Source organism: Paenibacillus sp. FSL R5-0623 (genome assembly GCF_037974265.1).
Classification (GTDB): Bacteria; Bacillota; Bacilli; order Paenibacillales; family Paenibacillaceae; genus Paenibacillus.
The window spans coordinates 3,089,099-3,104,988 of sequence record NZ_CP150233.1 but is presented as its reverse complement, the minus strand read 5'-3'; the positions used below and the strand labels follow the sequence as shown (position 1 = coordinate 3,104,988).

Sequence of the window (15,890 nt, the reverse complement as noted above, 5' to 3'; positions counted from 1 at the left end):
TTTATAATGTTTAAATTATCATAAAACCGTTTTCATGGCAACACTTTAATTTGTGAGTTCAGGCATCATGTACTTTATTCATAGCTATATGTCACTCCGGGCGCAAAAAAAACGGCTTATGTATGAGCCGCCGTTCATGAAGCTTTAGCTTCTATTCCTCATCCTGGATATACATGGAGTGAATCTGTTGCAGCTGCTCTTCCAGACGTTCCAAGCGAACAAAACGATCCGCTCGAATATATTCCTTCTGCTCCACAAGCATGATCATTGTTGGAACGGTGAAAACAAGAAACTTGGATGCAACCTCTTCCACTTCATTAGCATTCATGTGACCCAGGTATACTGTTGGATAGGGTTCAAGCAACGTCCTGATCTTGGGGAGTAAAGCGTGACATACACTGCACTCTGGACGAGATACATACAAAAAAACCAATTCATGTTGTTGAATAGCTTCTTCAACCATTTCTATGGATGTTAACTCATGAATATCTTTCATAGAAGCTCAATCCTTTCAGTCATTCAATAGCTTGCTCATTTTAAACTTTTTCTTTTCAAGTATAACCTATGTGCGTTAGAATCAAATGGAATATATCCCCATATGAAAGAGGTTATGGTATGAAAAAATCATTCGTATTTCTGTTCACTGCCCTGGTAGTTGTTACTTCCTTCTCGGCGTATGCACCTGTGTCAAATGCCTCTGGCGATTTTGACGTAAGCCTGCTGTCTGATCGTCAGCAAGGCACAGTAAAGTAGTACTTGTACAGAAAGTAACAGGCGACAATTCGGATAACATCTGAATTAGTCGCCTGCTTTCATTTATTCTTATTGATCTTTATTTCCAATTTCTCTTCCGAAGATAAGATTCAAATACAAAAGTTCCAAACGGCAATAGACCCGCGAGTCCACCCATCAGCCAGCGCGTTATCTTCCACTTTTTGACCAGAGCCAAGTGAACAAGCGCAATAAGGTACAAAGGAAACAAAATACCATGAATCATGCCCATTACGGCTACAGCGGAAGAGATATCTGCAAAATATTTCAGAGGCATAGCAATAAAAATCAATAGAAGTAAGGATACACCCTCCCATATGCCCGCAATTCTGAATCGGCCTGTCACTGTCTTCATAAAGTCCATTCTCACCTTTCCCGCTAATCGTTTGTGAAATATGTAACTTGTAACATGATACAAAAACCTCAGCGACATCTCTGTACAGATATGTCGTTCTAAAGCACATCTTCAGTATAACGTATGAGTTTGACTCGAAGATGCTTCAAATTTGAATAATTATTGAATCCATAAAACCAGATTCCCACATCAGGTCTTATAGATTCAAGTCGTCTCACGCTCAATCAGCTGGTATGTCAGCTGTTCGGTCTGCAACTCCATTTTACCCAATACGGCCCACAACTGATGGAAAGCCTGGGTGGCTTGCTCCGCAATCGGATTGTGTATGGTCGTGATTCCGAGAACACGGGAAAGCTCGATATCATCAAACCCCACAATTGCGAGTTGTTCCGGTACCTGAATATTCCGTCTGCGTGCTTCACTCAGAATGCCTATGGCTGCATAATCATTTGAACATAATACGGCCTGCGGAAGTTCTGACCCTTCAGCCATTCTTCGCATCGCTTCTTCGCCATCGGAGGAGCTGAATACGGAATATTGATATGCTTCAGTCCATACATGCAACCCTCTGCTTTTCATGAAAGATTCATAGGCTTCACGTCGGCTCTGGGTATTCAAACTTTCAGCCCTGCCAAATGCATTCGCAATTCGAGTGTACCCTCTTGATACCAGATGCTCCAGAGCTAACTTATACCCTTCTGCCTGATCCATCGCAACAGACGGAATCTCGTCATTCCCCATTCGCTGCCAGGAGACAATGGGCCCATACTCCATATAAGCCTTTAATTTCCGAGGGTCATTGACACAAGCAATAATAACTAGCCCATCTACTCGTTTACTGCGCAGATCTTCGAATGCCTGCAATTCAATCTCCGGATCTCCACGGGATGTATAGATAATCGTCTGAAACCCAAAATCCATGGCTGTATCAATGAATTGATTCATGAATGTAAGAATGATTTCACCTGTGGTAGAGGTCACAATTCCAATCTGCTTTGTTTGCCCTGTAGATAACGATATTGCATTCCGGTTGGGAATATAATTCAACTGTTTCATAATATCCGTTATGATTTGTCTTGCTTCATCACTAACATGCGGAGAATGATTAATCACGCGTGACACAGTCGCTTTTGAGTAACCGGACCGCTTCATTATTTCATCAAACTTGGACATCGGAGACTCCCTTCTTGCTAACGAACTATATAAGTTCAACTAAGATTATTTACACTGGTACTTCGATGACAGAACAACCTTCCGATCGCTGTTATCCCCAGATTTTTTTGATTCCCTTATCTAAAAGGGAAAATCCGGGGATAAAGGCGACCGCTTCGCTTCTTCTGGTTATTTCTGTCCTCTCCGTTTTCGTGTAAATTTTAGTTGAACTTATTTAGAATAATAGTATGCCTTAATTTGAGGTCAAAAGTAAAACTTGACGTGTAACCCGTTACAACGTTTAAGCTTTTTTTATGTCATACATGAACAACCTCTTAATATCAATTTGATGAATGGAGCGATACACATGAGCAACTCTCAAAATCATACCTATCAATTCCCGGAAAATTTCCTGTGGGGTGGCGCAATTGCAGCCAACCAGGCTGAAGGTGCATACAATCAAGGCGGCAAAGGATTATCTACTCAGGATGTAGCTCCCAAAGGCATCATGGGGCCAATCACGGAAGAACCCACCGAAGATAATATGAAACTGATCGCTATCGATCTATATCATCGCTACAAGGAAGATGTGAAACTGTTTGCCGAGATGGGCTTCAAGGTATTCCGTACTTCCATCGCCTGGTCCCGGATTTTCCCAAAAGGGGACGAGCTGGAACCAAATGAAGAAGGACTGCAGTTCTACGACGATCTGTTTGACGAATGTCACAAATACGGGATTGAACCACTGGTTACACTATCCCACTATGAGACACCTCTTCACTTGTCCAAAGAATACGACGGCTGGGTTAACCGGAAAATGGTTGGATTCTATGAGCGTTATGTAACTGCCGTATTTAAACGTTATAAAAACAAAGTAAAATACTGGCTTACTTTTAACGAAATCAACTCCATTCTTGAAGCACCCTTCATGAGTGGAGGCATCTACACGCCTAAGGAAAAGCTTAGCAAGCAAGATCTCTATCAGGCGATCCATCATGAGTTTGTAGCCAGTGCTTCTGCGGTGAAGCTCTGTCATGAGATTATTCCTACAGCACAGATTGGTTGTATGATGCTCAGTATGCCTACCTACCCGCTGACACCAAATCCAGACGATATGATTAAAGTCATGGAATTCGAACATAGCAACTATTTCTTCGGTGATGTGCATGTAAGAGGTCGCTACCCTGGTTATATGAAACGTTATTTCCGTGAAAATGGAATTGAGATTCAGATGGAAGCTGGCGACGAGGAAATGTTGCTGAACACAGTAGACTTTATCTCTTTCAGTTATTACATGAGTATCTGTCAGACAGCAGACCCGGAGAAACAAATCGCAGGTGAAGGTAACCTTCTTGGCGGTGTACCTAACCCTTATCTGCCAGCAAGTGAATGGGGATGGCAGATTGACCCGCAAGGATTGCGTTATGTGCTTAACATGTTCTATGACCGCTATCAAAAACCACTGTTTATTGTCGAAAATGGTCTTGGTGCTGTTGATGAGTTGATCACGGGTGCGGACGGCGAGAGAACCGTTGAAGATGACTACCGAATCCAGTATCTGAATGATCATCTGGTTCAAGTTGGTGAAGCTATTGAAGATGGCGTTGAAATTATGGGATATACATCATGGGGTTGTATTGATGTTGTCAGTGCGTCTTCAGCCCAGTTGAAAAAACGTTATGGTTATATCTATGTTGATCGTCATGACGATGGATCAGGAACACTCGAACGTTACCGCAAGAAATCCTTCCATTGGTACAAAGAAGTGATCAGCAGTAACGGGAAAAGTTTGCAGCGTTAAGGAACTTTAAGGAACTTTAAGGAACTTTAAGCAAATGTAACAGATACATTCTTCTATCCCTCAGACAAATCACATGAAAAAGTGTCGGTTATACGATACCTTGGCATGTTTTCTGTCTGGGGGATTTTATTTTTATTTGCAAAAAGAAACACCCGATGATATACATCGGGCATTCTCATTAGCTGCTATCACGTTGTTCACTATTTATTTATTCTTCACTAGATGTTCTTCACTACATCCCTGCTGTACTTTGTTTTGTCTTCTTCCGTTATCTTGCGAATGACCCTGCAAGGATTACCCGCAGCAATCACACCAGACGGTATACTCTTGGTCACTACGCTCCCTGCACCGATGATCGTATTATCCCCAATCGTCACACCGGCAAGAACTGTCACACCGCCACCGATCCACACATTATTGCCCACCGTGATGGGTCCAACGATCTCCAGACCTTCATTGCGCTGCTCAACATCGTAAGGGTGGCCTGCTGTATAAAATCCGCAATTGGGAGCAACAAAAACGTTATCTCCAAAACTGATTTTGCCTCCATCCAGCATGACAATATTATGATTGCTATAGAAGTTCTCACCAATTTCAATATTATAGCCGTAATCACATACAAATGGCTGTTCAATCAGGAAACGATCCGTCGTTTTCCCCAGCAGTTTCTTGATTAACGCTTCTCTTTCATTGATCTTCTATCTAAAATAAACTAAAGCTCAATCTCTCTAATGATTCTAGCAGGGTTGCCGCCCACGATCATATTATCGGGAACATCCTTTGTAACCACAGACCCAGAAGCAATGACCACGTTGTCTCCAATGGTAACCCCTGGATTAATAACGGCTCTACCACCAATCCATACATTATTGCCAATCGTGACTGGCTTGCCATATTCTGCACCCGTATTGCGTTCATGCGGATGGAGTGGATGAGTAGCCGTATAGATATGTACATCTGGCCCCATTAAGCAATGGTCTCCAATACGAACTTCACACACATCTAATATTGTACAGTTAAAATTGGTATAAAAATGATTGCCTACATGAATGTTATATCCATAATCCACATGAATATTAGGTTCCATTCCCAGGTGTTCACCTGTAGATCCCAACAGTTCCTTCAATAGCTTGGTGCGAAGCTCACCGTCCGTTTCCGTCGTTTGATTGAACGTCCTCGTCATCTTCCTTGCATACTCTCTGTCCTCAGACAATTGAAGATCCGAAGCCATGTACAGCTCGCCATCCAGCATTTTTTGTTTCTCCGTCTTCGTAGTCATGATCACCGCTCCCTCAATAACATCATGTAACTAAACATTAAATAATACTTTTTAAAACTATTTTAATTATATAGATTACCATGAATAAAGCAAGTTTTGCTCCATATGAAAATGGTTTATTCTTCTGACGTGTACTCTAGCGTATCAACAATAAAAAAACCTCTACACCCATTAGACTATGGGAATGCAGAGGTTCAAGCCTTTTGACCAATCTCCAATTTCTTTATTCTAAGCAACCGCCTGAACGGTTTTTTCCTTAACGCTAATGGCATAGATGGCAGACACCAAACCAAGCAAAATCAGAATAGAACCAACCCATCCAGTGTTCAGAATCGATGAATGATCAATTACCATGCCACCGATATAAGTACCCAGTGCAATACCTGCATGTGCAATACCTGAGTTGGTGCTGATTAGCGTTTCAGCTGTTTCCGGCGAAGTTTTGATTATGAGGCTATTCTGCACAGGCGTAACGGTCCAGCTCAGTGCACTCCAGATACTTAACAGCAGCAAGAAGGCGATCAAAGGCAATCCCACACTGAACGGAATGACAGCCATACTTACGATAAAGGGAATCAGCACAATCACAATGGCTTTAGCAGGATGCAGACGATCGGATAACATGCCACCTATGCCTCCACCTGCAACAGCAGCGATCCCAAACATCATATAGATAAAGGTAACCATCGTGGCGCTGGCACCCAGCGTTTCTTGCAAGAATGGTGTGAAATATGCATATAAAGTCAAATGACCCGCAAGCACAAGTAAAGTCGTAGCATGGATTGCCAACATTTTAGGATTCCACAGAGCCGTAAGCTGTTTCTTCAGAGATACGGCAGGAATAGGCTGAACACGGTCCATCGCAATCCAGATGGCCATCATAACCACTGCGGTTAGAACAGCGATCAACATAAACACCTCACGCCAGCCTACCAAGTTGCCTACAAAGATACCCAGAGGTACACCCAGGATAAGTGATGCACTACCTCCCATGGTAATAATCCCTACGGCGCGTCCTTTATATTGTGGTTCCACAATGCGCGCTGCAAGGGTTAGAGAGAGCACAAAAATAAGTGAACCCGTCGCGGCTCCAAGCGCTCTACCCGCCATCAGCATATAAAAGCTGGTACTGAACGCGGAGACCAGATTACTGATCAGAAATACAAACAGCGTACACATATATACTTTTTTACGCTCGAATCTAGCCGTCATATTTAATAAAATCGGTGCAGACAACGCATAGACAAGTGAGAAAATAGAGATTAAATACCCGGCTTTCGCCAGGGAAAGATGAAGATCCGTAGCAATCAGGTCCAGAATTCCGCCCAAGATCAGTTCAACGGTTCCAACCACAAATGCTGCGATAGCGAGCACATATACTTTCTTATTCATGTTGAATCCTCCTCAAAAAGTTACAACTACGATAGTAACCTATAAAAATGAAAGTTTCAATAGTTATTTTCATGTTTTTTTCAAATAAAAATATAACAAAAAAAACTATCCTGCGAGAGAATAGTTTTAATAGATCAACCTGGTAAGCAGTCGCTCGATTTCCGCATCCTGTAATAGTTGGTCACCGTATTTTTTGGTAATCTGAGTAAGGGCAACATCATGGTAGAAATAATCCGTCATCGCTTTAACAATCGGTTTGGACATCGTCTTGATCGCTCGCCATGAATCATGCTCCACACCGGCAAACAGCAGATATGCATGATCTACAATAAGCAGCTGTGAAGGTTCCGGCGCATCTAGCAATGGGATTAACGAGTATATCCGGTTTAAGGATGTCTCCATGCCCCCAACGGCAAGTACTTCAACGTATACGCCCTGCTTTTCCTTCTGCTCCAGCAGTTCACGATATTTCTCCATTCGCTCATTCCAGGCGAGAAAAAGAATCGATGAATCTGCTTCCTCGATAAGCTGTTCGATATTCGATGCGATGGACGACTCATCTTTTAACGTCCAGATATGTTCATCGGTGAATGTACGTTTGATTTTGTAACTCTTCAATTCCTCAATATCTTTCTCAAAATCAGCCTTGATCTTATGAATGATGGACTGAAGATCCACCGCCATATATAGTTTCTTCTTCCCATCCATCGTTGTCAGCACCGTTCCCTTGTCGATCAGGCGATTAAGCACTTCATAGATCTTGGCTTTGGGAACGTTGGAGTAATTTACAATCGATGTGGCATCAAGTGGTTCATCCTGCGCGAATATAGCCTCGTATACCTGACTTTCATATTGTGTAAACCCGAATTTCTGCAACATGGTATGGATCTGCGCATCCCTTCTTAGTGTGTCTGGTCTATCTAGTTTAGATGCATGAACCTCCCATGTCCAGTATGTCCCAACTGACCTAGGAATGTGGAATCAGAATTAAATTTAGCGATGTCACCAAAATAAAATCACTTGCCAGTGGTTATATTAACAATCGGAATACACATTTTGCTTATGGAAGGAGCTGTAATTTACAATGGAAAGTACTCAAGATTTTGTGAAGAAAGTTAACGAAAATGCCGAAAAAGAGCGTCACAATAAAAACAACGGCAAGGGAACGCCAGGGGACAAGCTGCCATCCAAACAGCACTCAACGAATAAGTAGAGTCTATTTATTAAACATCATGTCTTCCGTCTAACACCCTTTCCTCTACTTTTCATCTACTATTAAGAACCTTTAATAGAAAAGAGATGATTAGTATGGCTCGTGTCAATGCTGTTCCACAACCGGATCTGGTATTAATCTACTGGTCTAGAAATCCGCTCATTCCCGGTTCTGCGCGCAGAATCCAAAGTGTACGTGTGATTGGTAATACATCTCCATGTACATTCACACTGGTTCCTGGTGCACGGCTGATCAATGCACTGAACTGCTTGCTGGACAATGATATTGGATTCAAAGTGGTATACCGCTACAAAACGTCTGAAATCAGTGGGGTTCTGTTATTGAAACGAAAATAATTTGCCCCAAAAAATGGTGCCTCTCCTTAGGGGAGCGCACCATTTTCTATTTTTTCTTTGATCTTATGAAGTTCAATCCTTTTATTGGTTAGCTGCGATGGTATCGTTCACTTCTTGTGTGATCTGATCCCCGCCAAGTTTCTTCCAATTGGCTACAAAATTATCAAACTCGTTAATTGATAAGTTACCATAGATGATTTTCAGAAACGTCTCGGCTCTCAGTTTATCGAGTGTTGCCTGTTTGGTATTCATCGTTCTCGTCGGTGCGTAGATAAATTCATCCATAACAATCAGATCGTTATCCCGATAATATTTAATGACACCTTGCGAGCTTTCCGGACCAAAAATTCGCTCCATATGCCATTTATCAAGATTTCCACTACGGTAATCCATAATATCATCGTAGAACAGCTTTGCTTCAAGTCCTAATCCTGAAGTTTCTCCCGTTTTGAGTGCTTGCTCGACCTCCTCCTGTGCTTTTACGTTTTTGTTGGCAGGCAGATTGGATACAGTCGCATTAAGAAACCCGAGTCCGGTTAAGCCGTTCAAATACGCAGCACGATCTTTCTTGGCAGACTCACCGAACATTTTCTCGGTTTGAAAATTCAACAACTTAATCAATGCCTCGGGGTGCTCATACCCTTTACGTACAGCGAATATGCCGGCCAAGCTAAGGTGATTCTGTGTTTTGGCAGGCTGATCATCAATCGACTGAACCGGATAAGGCATCCAATCCACGTTCTTATCCTTCTTGATCATGCTGCTAACCTGGAACGGAGCCCATTGGGGTAAGAAGAAGATGCCTGATTTACCCGCGTTGACATCCTCCATCATTTTCGCAAAATCTTTTACGCCAAACTCAGGATCAATAACGCCCTTCTGATACAGATTTTGCAGTTCGCGAAGCCCTTCCTTCACTTCAGGCTGAACGGTACCATTCACAACCTGACCTGAAGCATCCTTAATCCAGGTTTCAAGATAACCATGATAACCCAGCAGGAAAGCATTAATCGGCAAATCCTTGTGTAAAGCAATACCATACGTGTCATCTTTCCCATTACTATCTGGATCTTCAAACGTAAAAGCTTCTGCTATCTTAATGATGTCCTGCATGGACTTTGGCGCTTCCAGTCCCACGTTCTTCAGCCAGTCCTGACGAATCCAGATCATATCCGAAGAATCAAGTGAGCCTGGGAAACTCACCATGGCATATATTTTACCGTCCTTGGTTACCGGCTTTAAACCTGCACCATCCTCAGCAGACATAAATTCCTTAACCAGATCGGATGCGTACTTATCGTATACCCCGGTCAGATCTTCCAACATCCCCGCTTCATGCAGCTGCTCAAACTGTACAGCACTCACTTTCAGAATATCTGGTAAATCGCCACTTGCCAGGGTGACGTTCATCTTATCATTGTAATTGGCATCCGGGACAATCCACTCATAGGTAACATCAATACCTAATTCTTCCTTGTACCCCTTGGTCCAAACGTTCTTGGCATGTGTATCCCCTTGAGCCAATGATTCATTGCTCGTTTCATTCATGGTTGAGGTCAACTTGATGGGTGGGTCATATTTCGTAAGTGGTCCTCCCGCATCCTGCTGTGTGTTCGGCGCTGCTTCATTCTCGGCACTTCCCGCACCAGACGAACAGGCAGCAAGCGTGGTGGCCAGCACCATGGTTAATGTTAATAATGAGAACTTCTTGAATGATATATTCATGCGAATCCCCCTTTTTTCTCCTCCCGTGAGGTATATAAGATGAACTTTAAATATTAAACATCCACTCCGATAGCAGAATAACCTTCCGATCACTGTTATCCCCAGATTTCCTTTATCCCTTTTTCCAAGGGAGAAATCTGTTGATAAAGGCGAGTTAATGCTTACGAAGTAGCTTTCCAAAGAAAGCTTTTAGCTCCGCTTCTTCAGGTTTTTTCTGCTTTCTCCGTTCATGGTTTAATTTGACTCATCTTATATATGTTTTTATATTACAAAGAAAGCGCTATCACTTCGAGTGTATCCCGTTGACATCTGGTATCTTTGATTTACCATTTGAGATATCATTTAACTTTTCTGATCCCGATACTCTTGAGGAGTGCAGCCTGTTGCTTTTTTGAAGAAACGATAAAAATAATGCTGATCACTAAATCCAACCTTCGCAGATATTTCATGCATCTTGCAAGAAGAACCCAGAAGCAACTCTTTGCTTCGCTCCACTCTACGGTCATGGATGTAGTCGGATATGCCTTTACCTGTAATTCGTTTATACCATCGTGACAGATAAGAAGGGTTAAGAGAGACTTCCTGTGCGATCCGTGTGAGTGAGAGGTCATCCTCCAGATGGTGCTTGATGTATTGATGGATCGTAATCAGAATCTGTGATTGGTCGTTCACGCGGGCATCGCTTCGTTTGGAGATCATCCATTCGTATGCCGATTGATAAAAGATGACCAGATCGGTCCATGCGGTATGAATATCAAAATGTAACATTCGAGACAGCGATATTTCTTCCATTGCCGATTCATATAACCCTAGTTCATGCAGGACTTCAATGAGTACACTCGCTGCACCCGTATATGTTTTCATGCGAAAGAATGGATCCGGAAGTCCCTCCTTCGCCGCCTCGGTCCATTTATGGAAGGACTCTATCCATTCCCGATCCCCGGCGGTTATTCGCTGTTTGATCTGATCCAGATGCAGCGTTACAACACCCTGTTGATTCATAATGCTAGGGGTGTATGGCAATTCATCCTGGATATTTACACGCAAGAGCTTCTCCATCCCAAACCCGGGGCTCTCATGAATCGACAGGCGTAACTGCGCGATCGCCTGATTAACCCTGCTCCACTCTAACGCTTGCTCGCTGACCATAATGGATACAGACAGGTTCAGGCAGTCCGCACAGGATTGCTGCACAGACTCCAGTGTGCCATAGACAAAACAAAGGGTCTGGTTCCAGCTGTCCAGCTGACTCCCTCGTTCCCCTTGCGTATTAGATACGTGTGACGAATGCGCCTCTTGCGATTGAATAAAACACGCGATGACCTGAGTGTCCAGATCAATCGCCTTCACCCTGGCCTTGTCTTGCAGCAGCTCCTCCGCAACATTGGCAACGGCATAGCGGATTAGACTGCGATCCGCCTGGGATTGATAGTTGTTCCATTCTTCTACCCGGATGATCACTGGAATAACGAGTTGATCGGATTCGAAAGGTAGCTGCACAGCATCCAGTTCTTCTTGAAGTGAAACGGTATCATGTCTATCCGTTCGCTTAAGCACATCCAGCAGCAATTGACGCTGTAACTGGGGCAGCGCTCGCGGTAATTTACTGCGAAACCAGGCAGCTTGGTAGCGAAAATCATTCTCTTCCGAGATCTGTGCTAATGCCCGTTCTACTGCAGCCCGAATGTGGTTCATGCCCTCTGTCTTTAACAGGTAATCAACAACGCAAGGATTTCGAATGGCTTGGTGTGCATAATCGAATTCGTTATGTCCCGTCAGTAATAGAACTTTGCATCGTGGCCACCGGTCCATAATCTGCTCAATCAACTGCATGCCATCCATGCCAGGCATACAGATATCGCTGAGTACAATATCAATCTTTACCGAGTTCAACCAATCAATAGCTTCATAGGCAGAGTATGCCTTGATTATCTCCATGTCCTGAAGATTTGCTTTTTGAAAGAACGCATACAGTCCGTCCAGAATAACAGGTTCATCATCGACAATAAGCATCCGCTGCATAATCCTACTCCCCTTTCCATGGAATCTTCACTATAATGCACAACCCACCGAGCTCACTTCGCTGTGCTGTAAGACCATAGACAGCCCCGAATTTGATTCTTAATCGCTGATTCACATTCATGAGCCCGGTTATCTCTTCGTTTCCATGTTTCCGATCTGTCTCTTCGAAGGAGGATTGCAAGTAATTCAATGTTGCGTCGGTTAACTGATCCCCGTCATCCTCGATGCGAATAGACAGGTTATCCTGATCCTTTTGGTACGAAACCTGTAGAATACCTCCCTGGCTACGTTTGGCTAGTGCATGCTCAAACACATTCTCTACGATCGGCTGAATCATGACTCTGGGAACAGAAATAACTCTGTACCTTGCATCCAGATCCTCCAATTCCAATTGAATCCTCGTTCCAAACCGGATTTTTTGAATGGACGCATAGACCAGCGCATGGTCAATCTCAGCCCCCAACGATACTTCCGTATGAGAATCACGGGACATATACCTGAAATATTGACCCAGGTAGTCAGTGAATTCCTGAATGAGCTCCACATTCTCCACTTCGGCCATTTGCTTGATGCTGAATAGACTGTTGTATAGAAAGTGAGGTTGAATCTGGGATTGCAGGTGCTTGAGTTCGGCTTCACTTGTTCGAATCCGTGCAACATAATTCTCATCGATCAAAATATGTAAGCGCTCTATCATATGATTGAATCGAGAGTACAAATAGCCGAATTCATCCCTTCTGGATGAAGGAATATGTACGCTTGTCTGGCCCTGCTCTGCCATCCTGAATCCTCGAATGAGCACCGCTAAGGGTTGGTGAATCGATCTGTAGATCGAAAATGAGAAGACAATAATGATCACAACCGACATGAAGGTCACCATCCATAACCATACGTTGTATTGTTCCAGCGGTGCGCTCAGCACATCTTGCGGAATAGTGGCTGTCAGCATGAACGAGTGATCCTTATCATGTAACGAATAATAGAGATATGGATCAGATTGGAACTTCGTAACTTGCATGGAATCGAATGTTTCAGGCGAAACTGTTCGAATCGGTTTTACAGGTGCTGGCTGCTCTGAAGAAGTGATCACTACATGTTGCTGTTCACCAAAACTCAGTGTAATCTCACTTTCACCCGTTTCCGACAACTGCTGCAAACGGTGTTTCAGTTCTTCAGCAGACAAGCGTATCCCTAATATGAAATTGGGTGGCTCCTCATGGTTCATGTTATACGGATTACTTTTCAGGAAATAGAGATCGTTATTGGAATGCGATAATTCGCCATTCAGATTCCCCATCGTCGCGAGCAGATTCTTCCACTCGGTATCCTCTACGTCCCGAATCCCGTCCGCGGCACTGACTCGTTTATGCAGAGCGGGAACATAATACACCACATCACTAATGTAGGGACTCGTCACCATAATCTGACCCAGCTTATTGTGAATGTTGTTCAGGCTGGACGTGACTTCATATCTGCTCATAATCGCGGCTCGTGTACTTAGCGTGGACATGGGTTCATCAAATGAAAATTCGGTAACCAGCGCACTCATTCGCTCCAATTCGAATTGCAGATGATTATGGTAGAAGTACAATTTGGACTCATGTGCCTTCTCCACCTCCGTCTGCATTTGTTTGGAGCTGAGTTGCGTGATCATAATGCTTATCCCGTACAAGGGCAGAATGACCAGTACAAAAGCAATCATCAGTTTGACGACAATGGATGACTCTCTCCATCTCCCCTGGATGACTCTCAATATTCCATCTCCCCTCTCCTCAATAGCAAAAAAGGAGCCAGAAATCGGCTCCTTCCATCGATCGGTTTTCCTCCTATCGATCTTATCCCTTTACACTTCCGACGACAAGCCCATGAACGAAATACCGCTGCAGGAACGGATACACGAGCAGAATCGGAATAACGGACAAAAAGATCTGGGAAGCTTGGGTTGTTCTATCCGATACCTGACTTAAGAGCGTTGCATCCTCTAGCGTCATCATCTCGCTCTGAATCATCGTCACCTGCTGTAACATGGACTGAAGATATGTAGCCAGCGGATAGCCTTCCGGGCTCTTCATGTAGATCATGCCATCGAACCAGGCATTCCAGTGTCCCACCATGGCAAACAGCGTAATGGTCGCGATACTGGGAAGAGAAATAGGAAGATAGATGCTGCATAGGGTGCGGAAATGTCCTGCCCCATCCATCCAGGAAGCTTCTTCAAGCTCCTTCGGCAATCCCCGGAAAAAATTAAGCATTAGAAGTACATTGAAGATCGGAACGGCGCCCGGTAGAATCAAAGCCCAGATGGAATCCAACAGCCCCGCTTCCTTAACCACCAGGTAACCCGGGATCAATCCTCCACTGAATAACATGGTGAATACGAATATCCAGGCATAGAACGTTCTTGAACGGAATTTGGCAGCCTCTTTGGAGAGCGGATAAGCTACGAGAATCGTGAAGATCAGATTGGTTGTAACCCCCAGAACGACACGAAGAAGGCTTGTGCCGAATGAGTTCAGGAATTGCTGATTTTCCAGAATGTATTGATAGGAGGACAACGTGAAATCGACAGGCCAGAATGTAACGCTACCCGCTTTTACCGCATCACTTGAACTAAATGAAATCGCTAATATATTCACAATCGGGAACAGGCATAACAAGGCAAGAATCGTCAGGATGACGTAGTTAAACCCTAGAAACCACCGATAGGCTCTTGAAGCATGGTGCATGATTCTGCCTCCTTTCTAGAATATCCGATAATTCGCGAACCGATAGGCCAAGAAATAACCAAGTCCGATAAAAATGAAAGACACGACAGATTTGATCAGACCCAAAGCTGTCGATACAGAATACTGAGCATCCTGCAATCCGATCCGGTAGATCATCGTATCCAGAATATCTCCTGATTCATATACCAATGGATTATAGAGGTTGAACACTTGGTCAAAGCCACCGTTAAGTACGTTACCCAGACTAAGCGTTACCATCAAAATGACGATCGGGCGAATTCCTGGCAGCGTGATATGCCATGTCTGCTTCCATCTTCCCGCACCATCCATAACAGAGGCCTCATACAGAGATTTATCAATATTAGTGAGGGCAGCCAGATAGATAATGGTCCCAAATCCGAATTCTTTCCATTGGTCTGTGATGACAAGTATGTAAGGGAACCACTCGTTACTGGCAAGGAATTGAATCGGGTCAATGCCCACGGCTTTCAGCAACATATTAACGATCCCGGTGCTTGGAGATAACACATCCACGATGATTCCCGCCAGAATAACCCATGAGAAAAAGTGAGGCATATAGATCACCGTCTGAATCGTTCGTTTAAATCCTGTCTTGCGAACCTCGTTGAGCAATAAGGCTACAAGTACCGGAATTACCAAGCCGGACACAATTTTCATCGTCGATATAAATACCGTATTCCATACAACCTGCGAGAACCCCGGCAGATCGAACAGATACCTGAAATTGTCCAAACCCACCCAATTTAGATTTTTGAATCCGGCAATGGGAGAGAAATTCTGAAAGGCAATAGACAGCCCCGCCATCGGAATGTAACCGAATACAATAATAATGAGCAGTCCAGGCAGAATCATGAGATGAAGCGGAACGTTTCGGATAAATTGTTTGTAGTTGGATCGCATAAGCTGACTCCTCCTTCAACGTTTATTATAGGAGCAGCCAGATCAACGCAATAGTGTGGGCTATTTACTTTGGGTATCTTTTATTGACTGCTTTCCATAGTTCAACATCCAAAAAGAAACGAATCAGTTGCAATTCTATTCTTGAGGCATTAGAATGAACTCTTTTGAGATATCCTT

The 15,890-nt window shown here is 43.7% G+C and carries 16 protein-coding genes; 4 read left to right on the top strand and 12 right to left on the bottom strand.

Annotation, left to right across the window (positions count from 1 at the left end; translation table 11 throughout):
- Positions 1 to 151: 151 nt before the first annotated feature.
- A complete protein-coding gene (locus MKY92_RS13645) occupies positions 152 to 496 on the bottom strand; it encodes a thioredoxin family protein (protein WP_339301233.1) in 345 nt (114 codons plus the stop codon).
- 119 nt (positions 497 to 615) lie between these two features.
- Between MKY92_RS13645 and MKY92_RS13640 the strand changes: the two genes are divergently transcribed.
- A complete protein-coding gene (locus MKY92_RS13640; protein ID WP_339301232.1) occupies positions 616 to 753 on the top strand; it encodes a hypothetical protein in 138 nt (45 codons plus the stop codon).
- A gap of 79 nt (positions 754 to 832) precedes the next feature.
- On the opposite strand, the gene MKY92_RS13635 is transcribed toward MKY92_RS13640, so the two are convergent.
- Both MKY92_RS13635 and MKY92_RS13630 read right to left on the bottom strand, forming a co-directional pair.
- Positions 833 to 1,126: a DUF3817 domain-containing protein gene (locus tag MKY92_RS13635; protein WP_076212121.1), complete on the bottom strand. Its 294-nt coding sequence runs from the start codon at positions 1,124 to 1,126 to the stop codon at positions 833 to 835.
- Between the two features lie 204 nt (positions 1,127 to 1,330).
- Positions 1,331 to 2,299: a LacI family DNA-binding transcriptional regulator gene (locus tag MKY92_RS13630; protein ID WP_339301230.1), complete on the bottom strand. Its 969-nt coding sequence runs from the start codon at positions 2,297 to 2,299 to the stop codon at positions 1,331 to 1,333.
- Between the two features lie 346 nt (positions 2,300 to 2,645).
- On the opposite strand from MKY92_RS13630, the gene MKY92_RS13625 reads away from it, so the two are divergent.
- Positions 2,646 to 4,079, top strand: coding sequence for a glycoside hydrolase family 1 protein (locus MKY92_RS13625; RefSeq protein WP_339301228.1), 1,434 nt, complete (start codon positions 2,646 to 2,648; stop codon positions 4,077 to 4,079).
- A gap of 218 nt (positions 4,080 to 4,297) precedes the next feature.
- Here MKY92_RS13625 and MKY92_RS13620 read toward each other — a convergent pair whose 3' ends face one another.
- The 4 genes from MKY92_RS13620 to MKY92_RS13605 form a co-directional block, all read right to left on the bottom strand.
- A complete protein-coding gene (locus tag MKY92_RS13620; RefSeq protein ID WP_339301226.1) occupies positions 4,298 to 4,636 on the bottom strand; it encodes a DapH/DapD/GlmU-related protein in 339 nt (112 codons plus the stop codon).
- 155 nt (positions 4,637 to 4,791) lie between these two features.
- Positions 4,792 to 5,358 (bottom strand): sugar O-acetyltransferase, encoded by a 567-nt coding sequence (locus tag MKY92_RS13615; RefSeq protein ID WP_339301225.1) that lies wholly within the window; start codon positions 5,356 to 5,358, stop codon positions 4,792 to 4,794.
- Between the two features lie 228 nt (positions 5,359 to 5,586).
- The gene (locus MKY92_RS13610) at positions 5,587 to 6,750 is read right to left on the bottom strand and encodes an MFS transporter (RefSeq protein WP_339301224.1); all 1,164 of its coding nucleotides are present in this window, start codon (positions 6,748 to 6,750) and stop codon (positions 5,587 to 5,589) included.
- 126 nt (positions 6,751 to 6,876) lie between these two features.
- Positions 6,877 to 7,629 (bottom strand): TrmB family transcriptional regulator, encoded by a 753-nt coding sequence (locus MKY92_RS13605; protein WP_169479612.1) that lies wholly within the window; start codon positions 7,627 to 7,629, stop codon positions 6,877 to 6,879.
- Positions 7,630 to 7,834: 205 nt separating this feature from the next.
- On the opposite strand from MKY92_RS13605, the gene MKY92_RS13600 reads away from it, so the two are divergent.
- Both MKY92_RS13600 and MKY92_RS13595 read left to right on the top strand, forming a co-directional pair.
- Positions 7,835 to 7,963, top strand: coding sequence for a DUF4023 family protein (locus MKY92_RS13600; protein ID WP_339301222.1), 129 nt, complete (start codon positions 7,835 to 7,837; stop codon positions 7,961 to 7,963).
- A 95-nt stretch (positions 7,964 to 8,058) separates the two neighbouring features.
- A complete protein-coding gene (locus tag MKY92_RS13595; RefSeq protein ID WP_047842808.1) occupies positions 8,059 to 8,319 on the top strand; it encodes a hypothetical protein in 261 nt (86 codons plus the stop codon).
- Positions 8,320 to 8,400: 81 nt separating this feature from the next.
- Here MKY92_RS13595 and MKY92_RS13590 read toward each other — a convergent pair whose 3' ends face one another.
- The 5 genes from MKY92_RS13590 to MKY92_RS13570 all read right to left on the bottom strand — a co-directional run bounded on the left by MKY92_RS13590 (position 8,401) and on the right by MKY92_RS13570 (position 15,713).
- Entirely contained in the window at positions 8,401 to 10,044 is a 1,644-nt protein-coding gene (locus MKY92_RS13590; protein ID WP_339301220.1) for an extracellular solute-binding protein, read from the bottom strand.
- Between the two features lie 342 nt (positions 10,045 to 10,386).
- A complete protein-coding gene (locus MKY92_RS13585; RefSeq protein ID WP_339301218.1) occupies positions 10,387 to 12,066 on the bottom strand; it encodes a response regulator in 1,680 nt (559 codons plus the stop codon).
- 4 nt (positions 12,067 to 12,070) lie between these two features.
- A complete protein-coding gene (locus MKY92_RS13580; protein ID WP_339301217.1) occupies positions 12,071 to 13,819 on the bottom strand; it encodes a histidine kinase in 1,749 nt (582 codons plus the stop codon).
- 82 nt (positions 13,820 to 13,901) lie between these two features.
- Entirely contained in the window at positions 13,902 to 14,792 is an 891-nt protein-coding gene (locus MKY92_RS13575) for a carbohydrate ABC transporter permease (RefSeq protein ID WP_127545810.1), read from the bottom strand.
- 15 nt (positions 14,793 to 14,807) lie between these two features.
- The gene (locus MKY92_RS13570; protein WP_221819504.1) at positions 14,808 to 15,713 is read right to left on the bottom strand and encodes an ABC transporter permease subunit; all 906 of its coding nucleotides are present in this window, start codon (positions 15,711 to 15,713) and stop codon (positions 14,808 to 14,810) included.
- Positions 15,714 to 15,890 lie beyond the last annotated feature (177 nt).

Bases quoted from the DNA above. Each gene is read 5' to 3' on its own strand.
- MKY92_RS13630 (WP_339301230.1), bottom strand. From the start codon at position 2,299: ATGTCCAAGTTTGATGAAATAATGAAGCGGTCCGGTTACTCAAAAGCG.
- MKY92_RS13605 (WP_169479612.1), bottom strand. From the start codon at position 7,629: ATGTTGCAGAAATTCGGGTTTACACAATATGAAAGTCAGGTATACGAG.
- MKY92_RS13610 (WP_339301224.1), bottom strand. From the start codon at position 6,750: ATGAATAAGAAAGTATATGTGCTCGCTATCGCAGCATTTGTGGTTGGA.
- MKY92_RS13645 (WP_339301233.1), bottom strand. From the start codon at position 496: ATGAAAGATATTCATGAGTTAACATCCATAGAAATGGTTGAAGAAGCT.
- MKY92_RS13590 (WP_339301220.1), bottom strand. From the start codon at position 10,044: ATGAATATATCATTCAAGAAGTTCTCATTATTAACATTAACCATGGTG.
- MKY92_RS13635 (WP_076212121.1), bottom strand. From the start codon at position 1,126: ATGAAGACAGTGACAGGCCGATTCAGAATTGCGGGCATATGGGAGGGT.
- MKY92_RS13615 (WP_339301225.1), bottom strand. From the start codon at position 5,358: ATGACTACGAAGACGGAGAAACAAAAAATGCTGGATGGCGAGCTGTAC.
- MKY92_RS13585 (WP_339301218.1), bottom strand. From the start codon at position 12,066: ATGCAGCGGATGCTTATTGTCGATGATGAACCTGTTATTCTGGACGGA.
- MKY92_RS13570 (WP_221819504.1), bottom strand. From the start codon at position 15,713: ATGCGATCCAACTACAAACAATTTATCCGAAACGTTCCGCTTCATCTC.
- MKY92_RS13600 (WP_339301222.1), top strand. From the start codon at position 7,835: ATGGAAAGTACTCAAGATTTTGTGAAGAAAGTTAACGAAAATGCCGAA.
- MKY92_RS13640 (WP_339301232.1), top strand. From the start codon at position 616: ATGAAAAAATCATTCGTATTTCTGTTCACTGCCCTGGTAGTTGTTACT.
- MKY92_RS13625 (WP_339301228.1), top strand. From the start codon at position 2,646: ATGAGCAACTCTCAAAATCATACCTATCAATTCCCGGAAAATTTCCTG.
- MKY92_RS13575 (WP_127545810.1), bottom strand. From the start codon at position 14,792: ATGCACCATGCTTCAAGAGCCTATCGGTGGTTTCTAGGGTTTAACTAC.
- MKY92_RS13595 (WP_047842808.1), top strand. From the start codon at position 8,059: ATGGCTCGTGTCAATGCTGTTCCACAACCGGATCTGGTATTAATCTAC.
- MKY92_RS13620 (WP_339301226.1), bottom strand. From the start codon at position 4,636: ATGCTGGATGGAGGCAAAATCAGTTTTGGAGATAACGTTTTTGTTGCT.